The sequence below is a fragment of the Natronorubrum tibetense GA33 genome, assembly GCF_000383975.1.
GTDB lineage: Archaea > Halobacteriota > Halobacteria > Halobacteriales > Natrialbaceae > Natronorubrum > Natronorubrum tibetense.
Map to the genome: position 1 here is coordinate 414,967 of NZ_KB913017.1, position 19,463 is coordinate 434,429.

The following is a 19,463-nucleotide window of genomic DNA, read 5'->3' on the forward strand; positions in this document are numbered from 1 at the left end:
CGCAGCGAAACCAGCAGCGCGAATCCGAACGGTTTTGATGAACTAGTTTGTGCGTTGAAATATGGCGATGACACCGCTCGTCGATCCCGACGAGTACTTCACTCGCGTGGACGCCGGGTCCCTCCCGCGCGCGATCGGTCTCGTGCTCGTCTACTGGGTCGGCTCGCTCGCCGTTGGACTCCTCTGGCGAGCCACGGCTGAGATCAACGTCGAGCCCGTGACGCTACTGTATCTGCTCCAGACCCTCGAGGCGACGCTACTCTACTGGGTGGTCCCGACGATACTACTGTACGGGCTCGGCTACGCACTCGGTGCCAGGCTCGAGCCGGCCGACACCTTGGCGCTCGCGGCGTGGGGCCTCGTCCCCATGCTGGCCGGTGAGGCAATTTCGAACCTGCTCCTCTATGCGCTTTCGGCGCTCGAAATCGATCCGACTGTCGTCTCGCTCGAACCCGAAGTCTTGGTGTTCGTCCCGCTCACGCTCCTCGCCTGCGGCTGGGCCGCCTACATCTGGCGGGGCGGACTCCGGTACGGGTTTGGCCTCGAGCGCTCGACCGCGACGTCGACGGCGCTGCTCACGGCCGGGATCTGTGCGGGGCTGTTGTTGCTTCCAGTTGCACTCATGTAGCAGCGATTCGCACCGGAGCAGCGATTCACATCGGAGCACCGTTTATTGGACGACGGAGCGCTATGTTCGTCGACTATCAGTGAACGATTTCGTCGTCGAGTCCGAGCGCTCGTTCAGTTCGCCTCGCCTCCGCTCCCGCGTCGACGAGCGTCGGCTCGGTGGCTGGCTCCGAAAACCGGTCGGGGTCGGGTTCGACGCGTTCGACCACCGTCGAGAAGACCGACCCACGTCGACCCTCTGCCGAGACGATTCCGCCGTACTTCCGTTCCTCGAAGGACGTTTCGCCCGGATCGGGGAACTCCTCGCGAATCATCGCTGCGGCGTCCCTGACGTATTCCGCCGCCTGTCGCTGTGAGTACTGACTCTCCTCGTAGTAGGTCTCGACGTACTCGTCACCTAACTCCTCGGAAGCGTGTTCCGGCGACTCGTAGTGAATTGATTTCGGCGTAGTGTGTCCGCTGGCGAACCGAATGTTCAGCGTGAAGCAATCGGGATAGCGAACGAGCAGTGGAGCGTACACCATGTCGGTCACGGTGGTTCGTTGTTGAATTCGCCAGGCACCTTCGAAGTAGTACGCGGCGATCTCGGCGATTCGATCGTCGCGCTCGCCCCGATAGTACGCCATCGCCACCTCCTCGTAGTCGTCGCCCGCGATTCGCTCCAGTCGGCGCTCGAAGCCCTTGGCGGCGTGCTCGAGTTCCGCTTCGTAGGCGGCGAGCAGCGGCACGTCCGGGTCCGCGAGGAGATCCGCTTTCCGCTCTTTGGCCGCCGCGATCGTCATCATGTTCTCGTGAAACACACGCTCGGCGTCCGCGTCGGGAAGCGGTATTCTGACCGCTCGTTGGTGCAAGAGCTGCGTATCGCCGTTGAACCGCTCTTGTTGCCCCGCCATAGAACGAGTCTTCGAGATCCGTCGTAGTAACCGATTCGGCCCGAACGCGAGAGAGTCCGGATTTCTATTACGTCTCACCGTCGTCGGATCGGGGTGTGCTGGCCCGTCGGACGGACCGATCGAAAATCGGTCGTTCGAACGTTCGAGATCGATTGTGCGCTGACTCCGCTCCGACAGTATTAGGACCCCGTGTTCGCTCCTACTCGATATGATCCTCTCCGACGCGGACATCCTGCAGCGCCTCGAGGGCGGCGACCTCGTGATCGAGCCCATAGACGACCTCGACCTCCAGATTCAACCGGCGAGCGTCGACCTCCGACTCGGCAAGGAGTTCCTCGAGTTCCAGCGGACGAACATCCCCTGCATTCACCCGAACTCCGAACAGGAAGTCGACGAGTACGTCACCGAGACCATCGTCGAGGACGGCGACGACTTCATTTTGCACCCCGGCGATTTCGTGCTGGGGACGACCTACGAGCGCGTCGAGATCCCCGCGGATCTGATCGCCCACGTCGAGGGTCGGTCCTCGCTGGGTCGGCTCGCCGTGGTGGTGCACGCGACGGCGGGGCTGTGCGACCCCGGTTATCGGGGCCAGATCACGCTCGAGCTATCGAACCTTGGGACGGCTCCCGTGGCACTGACGCCCGGCATGCGCATCTCGCAGTTGACCTTCACGGAACTGAAAACCGAAGCCGAACGGCCCTACGGCAGCGACCGCGGCTCGAAGTATCAGGATCAGGACGGCCCGCAGGCTTCCCGGATTCAGAGCGACGACGAGTTCGGCGGAGACCAACTCGAGCGAAACGAGTAACGGTCGGTGCGCTGTCGCCCGTTCTACCGGTGTCTCGATGACGGCGGTGAACACGCTACTTTCGTGGTGACGAGGATTTCCACACGATCCCTAGCCGATTCGTTCGCTTTCCGAGGCCCTCGCGTTGCTCGCGCCTCGCTCCGCTCACTCATCCCTCGCACGGTTTGCTGTCACAGTTCGCTGTTCGCTCACTGCGACCCAGCGCACGCCTCAGCAGCGTGCAGAAGTGGGGTTCGGAAAAACCGAGCGAACACCGCTCTCGAGACCCACAAGTTATTTCGACGGCGGCCGTAGCCGCCGGTAATGCAATTCGTCGAAGAAATTGTCGTCGATGAGTTTCTCCCGACGGTTCGGTCGCTCCTGGCCGGAGCACTCCGGGACCGCGGGCTAACTCAGAGCGAGGTCGCCGACGTCCTCGGGATCAGCCAGAGCGCCGTCTCGAAGTACGCCCACGGCGACGTCGCGACCAACGACCGAATCGCCGACGACGAGCGCGTCGAGGCCCTCGTCGACGAACTCGCCGACGGATTGGCAGCAGGTGACACCACCCCGGTACAGGCGCTGATCGAAATCGAGGTGCTCGTCCGGGAACTCGAGACCGGCGGCGACCTGCTGGCACAGCTCCACGAGGACGCCGTCCCCGAACTCGCCGACCACGGCTCGAGTTTCCGCGTCCACGACCCCGAGAGCGACCTGCGAACGAGCGAGCGCGTGCTCTCTTCGCTCCGGCGCGGGCTGCGCATCCTCGAGAACGCCAGCGGCTTCGCGACGCTGATCCCCGCCGTCGGCTCGAATCTGGTCGCCTGCATCCCCGACGCCCGCGACGTCGACGACGTCGCGGGCGTCCCGGGCCGCATCTTCGACGTTAAAGGGAAGGCGACGGTGCCGTCGGATCCCGAGTTCGGCGTCTCCGAACACGTCGCCTCGGTGTTGCTCGTCGCGCGCGATCACGGCGCGGAGGTCTCGGCGGCGATCAACGTCACGTACGATCCGAAACTGCTCGCCGAACTGACAGAGCGCGGCCACGTCACCGCCGAGTTCGACGAGGGAAGCGACGTCGCCTCGAGCGTCGGTGCGGCCATCGAAGACGAACCCGATGCGACGGTGCTGTACCAGACCGGCGCGATGGGGATCGAGCCGCTGATCTACGTCCTGGGATCGGACGCCGAATCAGTTGCCGACACGGTCCGGTCGCTGATCTGAGATGGCGGACCTCCGATCGAAGCTTCCGCGGATGGAACCGGAGACCGCACAGGAGTTCTACGGCCGCTGGGCGGGCCTCTACGACGTTATCGCGCGTCGAACGCCCGGTATCCCGGCGCTGCGCCGGCGGGCGGCCGCCGCCTGTCGACTCGAGCCCGGCGACACCGTCGTCGAGATGGGCTGTGGAACGGGCGCGAACCTGCCGTACCTGCGCGACCGGGTCGGTCCCGAGGGGACCGTCATCGGGATCGATTTTACGGGGCCGGTGCTCGAGCGCGCTCGAGACCTGACGGCCGAGTACGACAACGTTCACGTCGTTCGTGCCGACGCAACCCAGCCACCGCTCGACGTCGAAGACATCGACGCCCTCCTCGCGACGTTCGTCGTCGGGATGCTCGAGGACCCCACTGGCGCGGTCGACGACTGGTGCGACCTCGTCGGTCCCGACGGCCACGTCGTCCTCGCCAACGCAGCCCGGAGCGACGAGTGGTACGCGCCGCCGGTCAACGCGGTCTTCAAGGCCATCGTCGTTCTCTCGACGCCGCCGACGACGAAACTGCGCTACGAGAACGAGCCGGATCTGCGACTCGACGCGAAGATCGATGCCGCACACCGACGATTGCGGGAGCGATCGGCCGCCATCGCCGACGAGACCCACGTCTTCGGCGTCGTTCGACTGACCGGCGGCCGACTCGAGTGACGGCGCACGAACCAGTCGAGGCTGACGGTCTCGAGGCGGTCGACGGCAGAGCGAGGATGAGCGAAACGGTCTCGAAGCCTACGCCGACGCTTCGACCCCCTCGTACGCCTCGATCGGCTCCCGAATCTCGTCGGGGAGCGGGGACGGCCGCTTCGTGTCGGGATCGATGTGGACCATCGTCGTCTCGGCCGTCGCGACCACGTCGTCGCCGACGCTGATCTCGTACTCCATGGTACAACTCGAGTTGCCGAGTCGACCGACCCGTAGCGAGACCTCGGGGTCGTCGCCCTTGACGATCGGCTGTCGGTAGTCGATCTCGAGGTTCGCGATGACAAAGGAGATGTTCTCGGCGGCGATGCCGACGACCTCCTCCAGGTAGTCCGTGCGGGCGGCCTCGAGATAACTCGCGTAGACGGCGTGGTTGACGTGGTTCAGCGGGTCGAGATCGCGGTACCGGACGGGGACAGAAACAGTAAACGGATCGTTCATTGTGTGTGGGAAACGGGCTGGTACAAAAGAGGGCTGCGGTTCTGGCAATCGTTCTGCCCTCGTGCGAATACGCGATCGTCCTCGAGAGACAAGCCGCTACTCGTAGCGGCGTGCGTGGTCCGTACAGAACGGCGGCTCGCGCAACTGGGCGTCGATCAGTTCCTCGTGGTAGTGGGCGTTGAAGAGCCGACAGTCCTCGCGGTCGCAGAACGCCTCCCCGGTCTCGAGGTAGTGCACGGTCTGCAGGACGTAGCCTTTGAGCGCGTCGGTCGTTCGGGGGTCGTCCTCGATCAGGAACTCGCCTTCCACCTGATTCTCGAGCACCTCTCGGGGCGGCGTATCCCCCGACAGGAGGGCGTGGCGTTGTTTTTCCTTGTAGTACGCCTCGGGCTTTGCCGGTGCCTCGTAGAGTCCCGGCACCGACACCAGCGCGGGCTGGCCGAGGACGTTCACGCGCTTGTGCCAGCGGCCGTCGTGGTCGCCCCAAGTGCCGATGGCCCGATCCAGAATCGGGACGTGAAGCGTCTCGAGGCCGCGTTCGTCGGCCGGTAACGCGCTGTTGAGGGCCCGCTGAACCTGTAGGCCGTCGTAGAGCACCCCGCCCTCGCGGTCGGGGTTCTCGAGGGCGCGTTCTTCGTAGCGGACGATTCCCAGCATCGTGTTGCCGGTGTCACGCTCGTAGGGGGAACTGACCCGTGCCTCGGCGAACCGTTCAGCGAGGTCTTCAGTTCGATGGACATCGAGAAACCGGTCGCGAATCGTCACCGAGGCATCGATTCGAGACTCGAGCCACTTCCCGATCTCGCCGACATCGGCGACCGTCGAGGGGGCGCGATAAAGAACGACGCTATCGACCATGTATTCACTAGTCGTACCACTCGGTGAAACGCTTACGGTCGCGGATCGCTCGTCGGGTTGGGACCTCGAAACCGGCGGTCTACGATTTCAGAAACGCCGGTCCGTCGACCGCCTCCTCCCGCGCCTCACGCCAGGAGTGTGCCGGCCCCCAGTCCAGTTCCCGACGCGCTTTCGCCGTCGAGAACGCCGACTCCTCGCCCTCGAGGTCGCAGTCGTCGGGCAGGCCGCCGAAAACGGACTCGACGACGTCCGCGGTCGACCGGCCGATGCCGTTCTCCGCAGCGGCCGCGAGGTAGGCCTCGTGGCCGTCGATATCGGCCTCGAGGGCGGCGTCGACGATCGAGACCACGTCGCGGACGTCGACGTACGACCAGAAACAGCCGCTCCGGTCTGCCGTCTCGGGATCGAACGGCGTCCACTCGTCGATCGCGTAATACTCGCCGGGGTACTGAATCCACGTCGGCCGGATCGAGGCGACCGAGATGCCGTACTTCCGGACCGTCTTCGCGGCGAGTTCCTCACCGACCAGTTTCGACGCGCCGTAGCCGTCTTCGGGCCGCTGGGGATGGGACTCGTCGATCGGCAGATAGTCAGGCAGGAACGGCTCTGCCGCGAAGGCCGTACCATAGAGACTCTCGCTCGAGGCCCAGATCACGTCCGCACCGGCACGGCCTGCGGCCTCGAAGACGTGGTAGGCGCTCGAGACGTTCGTCAGGAACGTTTCGGTACCGGTCGTGATTCCCATGCGCGGAATTCCCGCGAAGTGGATCACCGCATCCGGTTCGGGGTCGAGGATCGCCTCCACCGCCTGTCCCTGTTCAGTGAGGTCGGCCGCGAGGAAGGTCGCGTTCTCGCGCTCGCGCGGCGGTCGCTCGAGGTCGATCCCGATCACCTGGTGGCCGGCCTCCGCGAAGTGATCGACGATCCAGCTCCCCGCGGCGCCGGTCGCGCCGGTGACGACGAGTTTCATGCCGAAATGGTGCTCGCGAGTTGCGAAAACGGTGTGGATTCCGGTGTGCCGACGCCAACGCTGGGACCGCTCGAACGACCGTCTCGAGCGACCACTGGATCCGAAGAGTTACGATACAGTTCGACAAATAGACAGGATTCACGTGACAGTCTCGACGAACGAAATCGTATTTCTCGTCACCTCCAGCACCGCCGAATCGCTGGTGGCGGTCGCGGTACTAGCCGTGTTTGGAGTGCTGTTCTTGCTCCGAGTTCTCGTCGACTTCGAACTGCTGCACGCGGTCGCGAGTTCCGAGACGTCGTCCTCCCAGCCGTCCAAAACAAACTGTCCGTCGTGTGGCGCTCGTACGACGGTCGACGGCGTCTGTGATTACTGTGAGGAACCGTTAGCCGACGACTTTTCGACTACCGACCGGACGGACGAGACCGGCCGGTCCTGAGTCGAGCGCAAAAAATGCGGGAACGGAGTCGAGGGCCGACTCAGTCGTCGGCGGGCGCGGCGCGGCTGGTGAGTTGGACGGGTTCGGCGTCGACCTCGAGTTCGTCGAGTGCGACCTGGGCGGCGCGCTTGCCGGAGACGAGCATGGCCCCGAAGGTCGGGCCCATGCGCGGGAGGCCGTAGGTCGTCGCGGTGGCCATCCCGGTGGCGATGAGCCCTTCGTGGACGAGGCCGGTGTGTTCGACGACGGCATCCTCGGACTTGCCGACCCACATCGAGTCGTGACCGGGCGAGTCGTGGCCGGGCGCGCCGTAGCTGTCGTCGCCGGTCTGATCCATCCCCGTCGCGTTGGCCTCGGCGTCGGCGATGCCCGGGGCGTCTAAGACGCCGCGCTCGTCGAGTTTCTTGACGGCCATCGCGTCGTGGCCCGTCGCGTCGATGACGAGGTCGGCCTCGACCGCGATCGGGTCGACGCAGGTGATCTCGCGGGGCAGCGCGTGGACCGGCGTCCAGTTCATCACGATGCCGCCGACGCGGTGGTTCTCACGGATGACGATGTCCGTGAACTCGGTCATGTTCTGCATCTTCGCGCCGGCGTCGCAAGCGGCCTTGATGAGCCCGGAACAGGCCTCGGGGCCGTTGGCGACGTACAGCCCCTCGCTGTCCTGCGATTGCTTGTAGGAGACCTCAAGTTCGTCGAGGACCTGCTGGGCCGGGTCACGAACCGTGACCTTGTTCATCAGGAAGCCGCCGAGCCAGAACCCGCCGCCGAGGTAGTTGTTCTTCTCGACGACCATGACCTTCACACCGCGTTCTGCGAGTTCCTTCGCGGCCGTCAGCCCCGAGGGGCCGCCGCCGACGATGATCACGTCCGAGTCCGAGAAGTCCATGAACTCCTCGGTCCACTCCTGACCGATTGCACGCGTTACGTCGGCTTCGCCAACCTGACTGAACTGTTCGAATTCGCTCATACAACTAGGTGGTAACATTCAGTGGTGAAAAGTTTATCGGGACCGGTTAGTCGAGATCGAAACTCTCAGTAGCTGAACCGTCTGGGCACACGATTATTCGTGATGGGCGGGGTCGGTCACCGCCTGTGACCCGAGTCCGCTCGATATCGGGTCTCCAGAACGCTGAAGCCGCACCGCCACATACGCAGTATCGATGGATCGTCGTGCGTTTCTCGCGTGTGCCGCTCTCGTGCCGTTGTCGGGCTGTCTCGAGTTTCTCGAGGACAGTGGCGAGGATATCACCGAGCCCGGCGACGTCGAGATCGTCTGGCACGACCTCGTTCGCGACAATCCGGGGACTGACGACGAGCGGGTAGTCGTCTGGGGTGCGGTCAGGAACGTCGGCGATCGAGCGCTCTCGTACCTCGAGGTCCGGGCGACGTTCTTCGACGAAGAGGGGGAGGAACTCGAGACCGTTATCGAGAACGTCGATGCCGACGTCTCGTCGGGCGAGAAGTGGCCGTTCGAGGTCGAGTTTCCCAGATTCGGCGAGGACGCAGCGGCGGTCACGACGTACGAACTCGAGCCGGCAACGGGGGTCTGATGGTATCTCGCATGAGGTGGATGCACCGAACGCGCTCGCTTGCGAGGCGCTCGAGTGAGCCGTCGGGAGCCGAGGTCGCGACGGGCGGACGAAGGAGGGCCGTGTCATGACCGACGGCGACTCGGATTCCGACCGCGATTCCGATCCCGGCCGCGACGACGGTGTCGATCCCGATGGGGGCTCGGACGCCGGACTCGGTCTCGGCGCGGACGCCGATACCGAGACGGAGAGCGACCCGAACTCGGACCGCGACGAGGGGATTTCGACGCTCGCGAAACAGGGAAGCATCACGTTCGTCGGCAACCTCATCAACGGCGCGCTCGGGTTCGCGATCGTCATGCTGATGACCCGGTTCGTCAGCCCCTCGGTCTACGGGCTGTTCGTGCTGGCGACCTCGGTCATCTTGTTCATGCAGGTGTTCGCGAACCTCGGTCTGCCGCTGGCGATCGACTACTTCGTGCCGCAGTATTTAGACGAGGGCGAGCACGGGAAGGCCAAGGGCGTAATCGTACAGGTGACCGCGACCGTGCTGATCACGTCCTCGCTTGTCGCCTTCGCCCTCGCCGTCAGCGCCACGTACATCGCCGAACTCTTCCAGGAGCCGGCGATGGGGATCGGGCTCCTCTTGCTCTCGGTGACGATCCCGATGCTCGCCATCTACAACGTCCTGTTGACCTCCTATTACAGCATCAAGAAGCTCCAGTACCGCGTCATCATGCGCGATATCGTGCGGCCGATCGTCCGTTTCGTCGTCACCGCGGGGCTCTTACTCGTCGGCTACGGACTGCTCGGCCTCATCGCCGGCTACGTCGTCGGCCTCTTCGTCGCGATCACGATCGGCGCGGCCGTCTTCGTCTACAAGGCCTGGGGGCTGTTGACCGCCGAGATCGAACTCGTCGCGCCGGCCCCACTCGTCAAGTACTCCGTCCCGCTGGCGATGACCAGCGTCGTCTTCGTCCTGATGGGCCACGTCGACTACTTCGTCCTCGGCTTCTTCCTCGATTCCGACGACGTCGGCATCTACCGCGTCGGCTACATGCTCGGATCGGGGTTGATGATCATTTTCAACTCGCTGTCGCCCGTTTTCAAGCCGCTGATCGCCGAGACGCGGGACGACATCGATCTGGTCGAACAGCGGTTTCGGATCATGGCCCGCTGGATCGCCGCGATCACGCTCCCCGTCGCCATCTTCCTCTCGCTCGGTGCGAGTTCGTACCTCGCTGTGCTGTACACGCCTCAGTACTCCGAAGCGAGCGCCGTCGTCGCGCTGCTCGCCGTTGCGTTCCTCTTCAACGTCACCTTCGGCGGCCCTGACGGCTCGTTGCTACAGGGGCTTGGCTACTCGCGGGTCGTCTTCGGAAACACGCTCGTCCTCTTCGTCACGAACTTCCTCGTCTCGTTCACGCTCGTGCCCTTCATCGGGATCGAAGGGGCGGCGATCGGGTCGGCAACCGCGCTTTTTCTCGTGGGCTGTCTGACCCTCGTCGAAATCTACTACTTCGACGGTATTCATCCGTTTACCCGGGACTTTGCCAAAGTCGTCGGCGCCGGCGTGCCCGCAGCTATCGCCGGCGCACCGATCGCCTACTTCCTCGAGTCCGATCTACTCATCGCTGCCATGCTCCCCATCGTAGTCGTCGGCACCTACCTGCTCACGCTGATCGTAACGGACGCCTTCACCGACGCGGACGCCCAGATGGCCGCCGAGTTCAGTCCCACGCTCAGGAAGTGGATTCCGAGCCGGTAGGCGGCCCTCGAACGTCGAACTCTCGTCTCAATGCGTCAGCAGCACCTCGATGCAGTCGTCCTCCTTGTCGTGGATCGTGTGAAACCGTTGAACGGACGGTCAAGCGGCGAGTGACGCTGTCACCTGCCGCTGGAACGAGTCGGACTGAGCCACGAAGCCGTCCGGCTGTCTACGAGGTGTCTCCGCTCGAGGACCGATCCCGAGGTCCGTCCATCCCCTCAGCCGGCTCCTGATCCTCGCCGATGACACCCTCCGTCCACGTCCCCAGTCGGAACCAGCCGACGGCGACGACGAACGAAGCGACCATCCCGAACGAGTAGGCCCACCAGATCCCCTCGATGCCCCATTCGAGTCCGCTGATCTCGAGGCCGAAGACGGGCACCGTCACCGTCCAGGCGAACGCGAGCACGAGCGCGACGGGAACCCGGAAAATCCACCGCGAGAGGAACGAGAGGACCATCGCTTCGCGGGTGTTGCCCGCGCCGCGGAACGCGCCTTGGATGACCATCACGCCCGCGAAGAGCGCCCAGAAGGGGGCCATGATCCGCAGGAAAACGACGCCCTCGGCGATCACGTCGGGATCGGCGACGAAGATCCGCATGGCCTGTGCGGGAAAGGCGATCAACACGGCTGCGATGGCCGCGATCAATATCATCGTCCCCGCGGTCGCGGTTCGCGCGACGGCCGCCGCACGGTCCGGCGTCTTCGCACCGAGATTCTGCCCGACGCCGGTCGCGGTCGCGTTGCCGACGGCTCCCGAGACGGCCCACGTGACCGACATCAGTCGGACGCCAATCCCGTAGGCAGCCGTCGGGTTCGCCCCGAACCGGGCGACGAAGCCGGCCATCGCGACCGACGCGAAACTTCGCGCCCAGCCGTCGATCGTCGAGGGGTAGCCGATGTCGACCAGCTGTTTCAGGATGGCTACGTTGGGGGTAAGATCCTCGAGTCGCAGTCGAACCCCAAAACGACCATCGAGCAGGATGTAGATCCCGGCGACGGTGGCGAACGCGCGGGCGATGAACGTCGCGACGGCGGCTCCGCGGGTTCCCATCTCGGGGAACGGCCCCCAGCCGAGGATGAAGAAGGGGTCGAGGACGACGTTGATCCCGGCGGAGATGAAGACGAGCCACATCGCCGTCTTCGTGTCACCGGCACCCTGTAACGAGGACCGGAACGCGAAGAAGAGGAAGGTGAGCGGTAACGCGAGGAAGATCACTTCGATGTAGGCGAGCGCCTCGACGAACACCTGATCGCGCGCGCCGATCAGGGTCAGGAGGGGGCGTCGGAAGTAGAATCCGACGGCCGCGAGGACGCTCGAGACGGCCAGCGTGAGCAGGATCGTCTGGCCGACGACCTTGTCAGCCATCCGGTCGTCGTCCGCGCCGACGTACTGGGAGATCAAGGCGATGGTCGCCGCGGTGATCCCCATCGCCGTCGAGACGAACAGCCACGAGAGCGGGAACATGAGCGAGACGGCGGCGACAGCGTCGCTACTGACGCGGCCGACCCAGAACATGTCCGCGAGATTGTAGAACGTCTGGAGCAGGTTCCCGAGGACCAGCGGCCACGCGAGGTGTAACAGTTTCGGAGGAATCGCCCCCGTCGTCATATCGACGCGCTTGCGTTGTGAATCCGTTTCTGCCACGATATCGTTTCGTTCGTCCCTCTCCCGGGTCCGTGAAAAGGGCTCGGCTCTCGGGGTGGGTTGCCGGCTCCGCGATGCTCGAGCGCGAACGAGTCCACGCTGCCGATTCGGTACGGTGTCGGCTTCGCTGCGGTCGACACGGTTCGGCTTCGACGCAGTTCGACTCCGACGTGGTGCGGTCGACGCGGGGTGGTCTCCGACGCGGGGTCCTCTCGCACACGCGCATCGCTCGAGCGCGCTCGCTCGCCCACCGCACGCACACCCGCGCTGTCGGCGGGTTTTCGGCGAAAGCGTTATCAGATCCTCAGTCGTACCGGCCGACAATGCAGACCACTCGCCCGCACCGGCTGGCACCGACCGCTTGCGGAGGTGAGCCGTCGTGGAACTGATCATCACGGAGAAGGACAACGCCGCGCGACGGATCGCCGACATCCTGAGCGGGGGCACGTACGACTCGAGTCGCGAGAAGGGCGTCAACGTCTACGAGTGGGGCGGCAAGCGCTGCGTGGGGCTGTCGGGTCACGTCGTCGGCGTCGACTTCCCCTCGGAGTATTCGGACTGGCGAGACGTCGAACCCGTCGAACTCATCGACGCGTCGGTTGAGAAGACGGCCACGAAGGAGAACATCGTCGCGACGTTGCGGATCCTCTCGCGGAAGGCGACCCGCGTGACGATCGCGACGGACTACGACCGCGAGGGCGAGTTGATCGGAAAGGAGGCCTACGACATCGTCCGCGACGTCGACGAAGAGGTCCCGATCCGACGCGTTCGGTTCTCCTCGATCACCGAAAACGAGGTCCAGAACGCGTTCGACGAACCGGACGATCTCGACTTCGATCTCGCGGCCGCCGGCGAAGCCCGCCAGATCATCGACCTCATCTGGGGGGCCGCACTCACGCGATTCCTCTCACTTTCGGCCGGCCAGCTCGGAAACGACTTCATCTCCGTCGGCCGCGTGCAGTCGCCGACGCTCAAGCTGATCGTCGACCGCGAGCGCGAGATCGAAGCCTTCGACCCCGAGACGTACTGGGAACTGTTCGCCGACCTCCGGAAGCGCGAGGGCGAGACGGAACCCTTCGACGCGCAGTACTTCTACCGCGACGAGGACGGCAACGAGGCTGAACGCGTCTGGGAGGAGACCGCCGCGAGCGAGGTCTACGAGACCCTCGCCGAGCGCGACAGCGCGACGGTCGTCGACGTCAACCGCCGAACGCGCACCGACACGCCGCCGACGCCGTTCAACACGACCCAGTTCATCCGCGCGGCGAGCGCGATCGGCTACTCGGCGAAACGGGCGATGTCGATCGCCGAGGACCTCTACACGGCCGGCTACATCACGTACCCGCGGACCGACAACACCGTCTACCCCGACGACCTGGACCCGGAGGAACTGCTCGACGACTTCGTCGGCCATCCCACGCTGGGCGACTCGGCCGAGAGCCTCCTCGAGTCGGACGACGAAATCGTCCCCACCGAGGGCGACGAGGAGACGACCGACCACCCCCCGATACACCCGACCGGCGAGATTCCGTCCCGCGGCGGCGACGTGAGCGACGACGAGTGGGAGGTGTACGAACTCGTCGTGCGCCGATTCTACGCGACGGTCGCCGAGGCAGCTATTTGGGAGCACCTCAAGGTCGTCACCGAGGTCGACGACTACCGGCTCAAGTCCAACGGCAAGCGCCTCGTCGAAGCGGGCTACCACGACGTCTATCCCTACTTCAACAGCACCGAGAACTTCGTCCCCGGCGTCGACGAGGGGGAGGAACTCGACCTCTCGGAAGTCGAACTCGAGGAGAAAGAGACCCAGCCACCCCGTCGATACGGCCAGTCGCGGCTCATCGAGACGATGGAGGATCTGGGAATCGGGACGAAGAGTACTCGTCACGACATCCTCGAGAAACTGTACGATCGGGGCTACGTCGAGAGCGATCCGCCGCGACCGACGCGCCTCGCGATGGCCGTCGTCGGAGCCGCCGAGGACCACGCCGACCGCGTCGTCAGCGAGGAGATGACGGCCCAACTCGAGGCCGACATGGACGCCATCGCGAGCGGCGAGGCGACGCTCGACGACGTCACCGACGAGTCCCGTGAGATGCTCGAGGAGATCTTCGCCAATCTCGCGGAGTCGCGCGAGGAGATCGGCGACCAACTGCGCAAGTCGCTCAAGGACGACAAGCGGCTGGGTCCGTGTCCCGAGTGCGGCGAGGACCTGCTGGTCCGACGCAGCCGCCACGGCTCGTACTTCGTCGGCTGCGACGGCTATCCCGACTGCGAGAACACGCTCCCGCTGCCGTCGACCGGCAAGCCGCTGATCATGGAAAGCGAGTGCGAGGACCACGGCCTGAACGAGGTCAAAATGCTCGCTGGCCGCCAGACGTTCGTCCACGGCTGTCCGCTCTGTAAGGCCGAGGACGCCGGCGAGGGCCCCATCCTGGGGACCTGTCCCGACTGCGGCGAAGACAGCGCGACGACTCCGTCGTCGCGAGACGGAGGCGGTGAAACCGCCGAAGAAGGCGGCGAACTTGCCATCAAGACCCTCCAGAGTGGCTCGAGACTCGTCGGCTGTACCCGCTATCCGGATTGCGAGTACTCGCTGCCGCTGCCCCGGCGCGGCGATATCGAGGTTACCGACGAGCACTGTGAGGAGCACGAACTCCCCGAACTCGTCGTCCACAGCGGCGACGAGCCCTGGGAACTCGGCTGTCCGATCTGTAACTACCAGGAGTTCCAGGCCCGCGAGAGCGAGACCGGCTCGGATCTCGAGGCGCTCGAGGGCGTCGGCGCGAAAACCGTCGAGAAACTCGCCGACGCGGGAATTGAGAGTCTCGACGATCTGACGGATGCCGATCCCGACACCATCGCTGCGGACGTCGACGGCGTCAGCGCCGAACGCGTCCGGTCCTGGCAGGCCAAGGCCTGATACTGTCTACCGTGAGTCATTTTCGGTGGGACCGCAACCGTCCTGCGGTCTCACCGGGAGATCGGTACAGCAAACCGTATGAGACGCTCGCGACGAACTCGTTTTCGACGGAGTGAACGACGGATTCCGTCCTGTGCAACGCTCCCAGCGGCGCTATCGCCGGTGTAGCGTCCCGTTGGAAACCAGTCATTCAGAGATAGAATTAACTTGGTGTGTCCGTATGCACAACTATCTGCGCGACGACGTGTGGTTCGCTCACGCGCGTCGTGACACGGGTTGGATACATGACAGGGAACGACACGACGCCGACCGATCTCCAGTTGGACGACCAGGGCGACGGAATCGAAGTGACCGTCGGAATCACGCAACTCGAGGCCTTTCTGACGGCCGACGATCCCGAGGTCAGGGAGTACGCCGCCAAGACGCTGGCGAACGAGGCCACGGAGCGACCGGACGACGTCCGTTCGGCCGTCGAGGCGCTGACAGATCGCCTCGAGGACGATCCCGCCATCAGATCCCACGCGGCCGCGGCGCTGTCGGCTCTCGCTACGACCCATCCCGCGGCGATCCGAGACTCGGTATCGGCGCTGACCGATCGACTCGACGGCTCGACGACGATCCGAGCGGACGCGGCGGACGCGCTCGCCGCCGTCGCGGATGACGAGCCCCGGATCGTCGCCGACTCGACCGATGCACTCGGAACCCACGTCACCGACGAGAACGAACGCGTTCGCGTCCGGGCGACGGACGCACTCGCCGCGATCGCCGACGCCGACCCCGAAACGGCCGCGACGGTCGTCGTCGACGTGGCCGAGGCGACCGACGACGAGACGGCTGCCGTCCGCGAGAATACGACGGCGATCCTCGCCGCGGTCGCGACGAACAGCCCCGAGGACGTGCTCGAGACGATCACGCCGCTCGTCGACCGGCTCGACGACGAAGAGGCTATCAGAGCCAACGCAATGCGTGCCCTCCGGGCGATCGCCCTCGAGGCGCCGGAGGCGGTCGCGACCGAAGTCGACCCGCTCGCCGACAGGCTCGCGGACTCGCAGGTGGGAATCCGGACCGACACCGCAATCGCCCTCGCCGCCGTCGCCGCAGAGCGCCCCGATGCAGTGGGCGAGGCCGTCGAACCGCTTGCGGACAGGCTCGACGACGTCTCCGAGGTTCGTAGCGAGACCATCCGAGCGCTCCGTGATGTCGCGGAGAACGATCCCGTCGCCGGCGTTCCGGCGGTCCCGGAACTCGTCGAGCGACTCGAGGACTCCCGAGCAGGCGTGCGAACGGACGCGGCCGGAGCGCTGTCGGCCGTCGCGTCGAAGCGACCGACCGCGGTCACCGATGCCGTCGTGGCGCTTGCTGACTGGCTCGAGGAGGGGTCGCCGGAGCTCCGAGCGCACGGCGTCGCGGCTATCGCAGCCGTCGCGTCGAAGCGACCGACAGCCGTCGAACCCGTGGTAACCGACGTTGCGGGCGTTCTCGACGACGAAGACGAACTTGTCCGTCTCGACGCCGCTCGCGCCATCGCGGCCGTCTCCGAAGCCGCGCCCGATGCGGTCCGGCCGGTCGTCCCGGATCTCGCCGATCGACTCGACGATCCGCACGAACCGGTGCGCCACCGCGCGGCTGACGCCCTGAGCGCCATCGCGCTCGAGGCCGGCGAGGCCGACGACGACCCCGACGTCCCCGCGCTGGTCGACCGACTCGACGACGGCGACGAGTGGGTCCGTGGGTACGCGGCTCGCGCACTCGCCGAGGTGGCCAGCGCGCAGGTCGCCGACGCCCACCCGGCGATTCGGTCGCTGTGCCGACGGCTCGAGGACGACGCGGCCCCGGTTCGCCGGGCCGCAACGCGTGATCTGGTCACCGTCGCGTCCGAGGAGCCGAACGACGTTCGCGTCGCTGTGCCCGCACTCGGCGACCGGTTGAGCGACGACGACGCGACGGTCAGGAACAACGCGGCGATCACGCTCGGACGACTCGCGGAGCGCTATCCGGCCGACATCCGCGAGGCCGACGTACTGGTGTCGCTGTTCGGCGCGCTCGACGACGAAGACCGAACGATCGCGGCGACCGTCCGAAACATCCTTGGGACGATCGTCTCCGATGGGGGGGACGACTGTCGACCACCGCTGGCGCTCGCGATCGAGGCGACGACTGCCGACGAGGAACGGGTCCGGGTGGCCGCCTGCGAGGCGCTTGCAACCCTCGGCGCGGACACCGGTGAGGAAACCGTGGCCGTGATCGATGCGGTCTGTGAGTTACTGGTCGATCCCACGCCGGCCGTTCGCGCCGCCGCGCTGTCCGCGCTCGAGTCGACGCTCTCGGCGGATATCGACACCGAACCAACGCCGATCGACGCCGTCCTCGAGGTCCTCGAAGCGGGCGACGAGCGCGTGGCCGCCGTCGCCGACGGACTCGCCGACATCGTCCGGAGCGATCCGGAACTCGTCGGCGACGCCGCCACACCGCTGCTGGAGCGATTCGACGCGGCCGAGGGCCGCGAACGACGGGCGCTCCTGTCCGTGCTGACGACGGTCGTCGAAGCGGGCGACGGCAACCCCGTAACGGGACTGCTGCTCGACCGACTCGAGAGCGACGGGGATCGACGCGCGATCGCCGGTGAAATCGCTCGACTGGCCGCGACGACGCCCGACGATGTCGTCGCCGAACGGGACCGGTTGTGCGCCCTTCTCGAGGCCGGCGCGGCCGGAGACGACGCGAACGGTCGGTCTGGGCCCGGCCACGACGAGGCGATTCGCGGCTACGCCGCGCTCGCGCTCGGCACGCTCGCAATCACCGGCCACGACGACGGCGAGACGCTGGGATCGGCGCTCGAACACGTCGACGATCGCCTGCTCGACGCCGCCTCGCTTGCGACCGGCGGCGAGACGCCGACCCACACCGACGGCATCAACAAACAGCTCTCGGGGATGGGACGGCGGCTGGACGGCGATCCCTGGGCGGCCGGCCTCGCCGTGCTTGCACTCTCCGTGCTGGCCGACGAGTCCGACAGTCTCCGACCGACCGGCGTCGCGAAGATCGCTGACGGACTCGGGGTCGAGAACCCGGTCGTCCGGGTCACCGCCGGACGCGTCCTCGAGACAATGGCGGCCGACGATCCGACGGGGTTCGAGGAGGCGCTCCCTGCGCAGGTCGACGCGCTCGAGGACTCCGACGGCGACGTCCGGGCGACCGCGGCGGCCGCGCTGGCCGCGTGCGCCGAAGCCGACGCCGGGCCCAGTCTCGAGGACGCGACCGGCGACCACCTCACGCCGCTCCGTCGATCGCTCGCCGATCCCGACGGCCGCGTTCGAGGCCGTGCCGTTCGGATGCTCGCGGCGCTCGAAGATACCGACTCGCTGCCGGCTATCGAGGCGCTCGCCGACGATCCCGTGCCGAGCGTCGCCGAGGCGGCGTCGAACGCGACGACGCGACTCGAGGCCGTACAGGAGCGCGACGCCGACGAAGACGACGAGGTTGGCACGCCAGACTGGCCGATGGTCCGCGGGGGACCGACGCGTACCGGCCACGTCGCCGGCGAAGCGCTCGACCGGCGAGCGAGCGAACGGTGGCACGTTGACTGCGACGACGATGTCGACATCGAGACCGCGCCCGCGCTCGTCGGCGAGACGGTCGTCGTCGGGCGCGACGACGGCAGCGTGAGCGCGCTGGCGATCGAGGACGGCCACGAACACTGGCGGTTCGAGGCCGGCGGCCCGGTCAGATCCGAACCGGCGGTCGTCGACGGGACGGTGTACGTCGGCAGCGACGACGGCGCCGTTTACGCGCTCGACGCCGAGACCGGCGAGCGCGCCTGGCGCTATCAGACCGACGGTCGCGTCCGAACCGCACCGATCGCCGTCGACGGGACGGTCTACGTAGGTAGCGACGAACTCCACGCGATCGACGCCGAAACCGGCCAACCCGTCTGGACCGTCGATCTCGAGGCCGGCACCGAACGCGAGGCGCTCGTGGGGCCGACGATTGCGGACGGAACGGTGTACGCCGCCGTCGACGACCGGCTGTTCGCGGTCGCGGCCGCCGACGGGAGTCCGCGCTGGGAGACGACCCTCGAGACAACCATTGGAACGACGCCGGCCGTCGACGACGGCCGGGTGTACGTGACCTGCGGCGAGACGCTGGTGGCGGTCTCGAGCGCCGACGGCTCCCGCGAGTGCCGGTTCGACACCGGCGGTCGGATCGAGACTCCACCCGCCGTCGCCGACGGGACGGCCTACGTCGCCAGTTCAGACGCTAGCGTCTACGCCGTCGACGCGGCGACGGGAATCGAGCGCTGGCGCGTCCCCGTCGGTCAGGTTACGACCGACCTCGCCGCGATCGACGGAACCGTATATCTGGGCGTCGAGGGCGAGAGTCTCACCGCGCTGGGGACCGCAGACGGCACGCGACTGTGGCACCACCAGTGTGAGGGTCCCGTCTCGTCGCTCGCCGTCGCCAGCGGTCGGCTCTGCGTCGTCGGCGAGGCCGGGATCACGACGATCGGTGACTCGAGCGCGTCGCTGACGGACTCCATTTCCGGGCTGTTCACGCGGCTCGGTGGGGATCGATAGGACCGCTCACGCAGTCGAGTGCGGGAAC

At 66.2% G+C, this 19,463-nt stretch carries 14 protein-coding genes; 8 read left to right on the forward strand and 6 right to left on the reverse strand.

Features of this window, described 5'->3' with window-relative positions:
• The first annotated feature begins 61 nt into the window (after nucleotides 1-61).
• A complete protein-coding gene (locus NATTI_RS0102185; protein ID WP_006091882.1) occupies nucleotides 62-628 on the forward strand; it encodes a YIP1 family protein in 567 nt (188 codons plus the stop codon).
• Between the two features lie 76 nt (nucleotides 629-704).
• Here the strand turns inward: NATTI_RS0102185 and NATTI_RS0102190 are convergent, their stop codons facing one another.
• Nucleotides 705-1,520, reverse strand: a complete 816-nt coding sequence (locus tag NATTI_RS0102190) for a hypothetical protein (RefSeq protein WP_006091883.1) — start codon at nucleotides 1,518-1,520, stop codon at nucleotides 705-707.
• A 208-nt stretch (nucleotides 1,521-1,728) separates the two neighbouring features.
• Here NATTI_RS0102190 and dcd point away from each other — a divergent pair, with 208 nt between their 5' ends.
• The 3 genes from dcd (at nucleotide 1,729) to NATTI_RS0102210 (ending at nucleotide 4,234) form a co-directional block, all read left to right on the forward strand.
• Nucleotides 1,729-2,331, forward strand: a complete 603-nt coding sequence (gene dcd, locus NATTI_RS0102200; protein WP_006091884.1) for a dCTP deaminase — start codon at nucleotides 1,729-1,731, stop codon at nucleotides 2,329-2,331.
• 303 nt (nucleotides 2,332-2,634) lie between these two features.
• The gene (locus NATTI_RS0102205; RefSeq protein WP_006091885.1) at nucleotides 2,635-3,534 is read left to right on the forward strand and encodes a thiamine-phosphate synthase family protein; all 900 of its coding nucleotides are present in this window, start codon (nucleotides 2,635-2,637) and stop codon (nucleotides 3,532-3,534) included.
• A 1-nt stretch (nucleotide 3,535) separates the two neighbouring features.
• Nucleotides 3,536-4,234: a class I SAM-dependent methyltransferase gene (locus NATTI_RS0102210; RefSeq protein WP_019991566.1), complete on the forward strand. Its 699-nt coding sequence runs from the start codon at nucleotides 3,536-3,538 to the stop codon at nucleotides 4,232-4,234.
• 78 nt (nucleotides 4,235-4,312) lie between these two features.
• On the opposite strand, the gene NATTI_RS0102215 is transcribed toward NATTI_RS0102210, so the two are convergent.
• The 4 genes from NATTI_RS0102215 to NATTI_RS0102235 all read right to left on the reverse strand — a co-directional run bounded on the left by NATTI_RS0102215 (nucleotide 4,313) and on the right by NATTI_RS0102235 (nucleotide 7,960).
• Nucleotides 4,313-4,723 carry an acyl-CoA thioesterase gene (locus NATTI_RS0102215; protein ID WP_006091887.1) on the reverse strand — a complete coding sequence of 137 codons (411 nt, stop codon included), beginning with the start codon at nucleotides 4,721-4,723 and terminating at the stop codon, nucleotides 4,313-4,315.
• 96 nt (nucleotides 4,724-4,819) lie between these two features.
• Nucleotides 4,820-5,581, reverse strand: coding sequence for a DUF7001 family protein (locus NATTI_RS0102220; RefSeq protein ID WP_006091888.1), 762 nt, complete (start codon nucleotides 5,579-5,581; stop codon nucleotides 4,820-4,822).
• A gap of 79 nt (nucleotides 5,582-5,660) precedes the next feature.
• Complete coding sequence (locus NATTI_RS0102225; RefSeq protein WP_006091889.1) at nucleotides 5,661-6,551, reverse strand: NAD-dependent epimerase/dehydratase family protein; 891 nt, start codon at nucleotides 6,549-6,551, stop codon at nucleotides 5,661-5,663.
• Between the two features lie 479 nt (nucleotides 6,552-7,030).
• Nucleotides 7,031-7,960 carry a sulfide-dependent adenosine diphosphate thiazole synthase gene (locus NATTI_RS0102235; RefSeq protein ID WP_006091891.1) on the reverse strand — a complete coding sequence of 310 codons (930 nt, stop codon included), beginning with the start codon at nucleotides 7,958-7,960 and terminating at the stop codon, nucleotides 7,031-7,033.
• Nucleotides 7,961-8,153: 193 nt separating this feature from the next.
• On the opposite strand from NATTI_RS0102235, the gene NATTI_RS0102240 reads away from it, so the two are divergent.
• Both NATTI_RS0102240 and NATTI_RS0102245 read left to right on the forward strand, forming a co-directional pair.
• Nucleotides 8,154-8,543: an FxLYD domain-containing protein gene (locus NATTI_RS0102240; RefSeq protein WP_006091892.1), complete on the forward strand. Its 390-nt coding sequence runs from the start codon at nucleotides 8,154-8,156 to the stop codon at nucleotides 8,541-8,543.
• Nucleotides 8,544-8,649: 106 nt separating this feature from the next.
• Nucleotides 8,650-10,290, forward strand: a complete 1,641-nt coding sequence (locus NATTI_RS0102245) for a flippase (RefSeq protein ID WP_006091893.1) — start codon at nucleotides 8,650-8,652, stop codon at nucleotides 10,288-10,290.
• Between the two features lie 169 nt (nucleotides 10,291-10,459).
• On the opposite strand, the gene NATTI_RS0102250 is transcribed toward NATTI_RS0102245, so the two are convergent.
• Nucleotides 10,460-11,902, reverse strand: coding sequence for an MATE family efflux transporter (locus NATTI_RS0102250; protein WP_006091894.1), 1,443 nt, complete (start codon nucleotides 11,900-11,902; stop codon nucleotides 10,460-10,462).
• Nucleotides 11,903-12,317: 415 nt separating this feature from the next.
• Between NATTI_RS0102250 and NATTI_RS0102260 the strand changes: the two genes are divergently transcribed.
• Nucleotides 12,318-14,861 carry a DNA topoisomerase I gene (locus NATTI_RS0102260; protein ID WP_006091896.1) on the forward strand — a complete coding sequence of 848 codons (2,544 nt, stop codon included), beginning with the start codon at nucleotides 12,318-12,320 and terminating at the stop codon, nucleotides 14,859-14,861.
• Between the two features lie 284 nt (nucleotides 14,862-15,145).
• Nucleotides 15,146-19,435 (forward strand): HEAT repeat domain-containing protein, encoded by a 4,290-nt coding sequence (locus tag NATTI_RS0102265; RefSeq protein WP_006091897.1) that lies wholly within the window; start codon nucleotides 15,146-15,148, stop codon nucleotides 19,433-19,435.
• The last annotated feature ends 28 nt before the right edge of the window (nucleotides 19,436-19,463 follow it).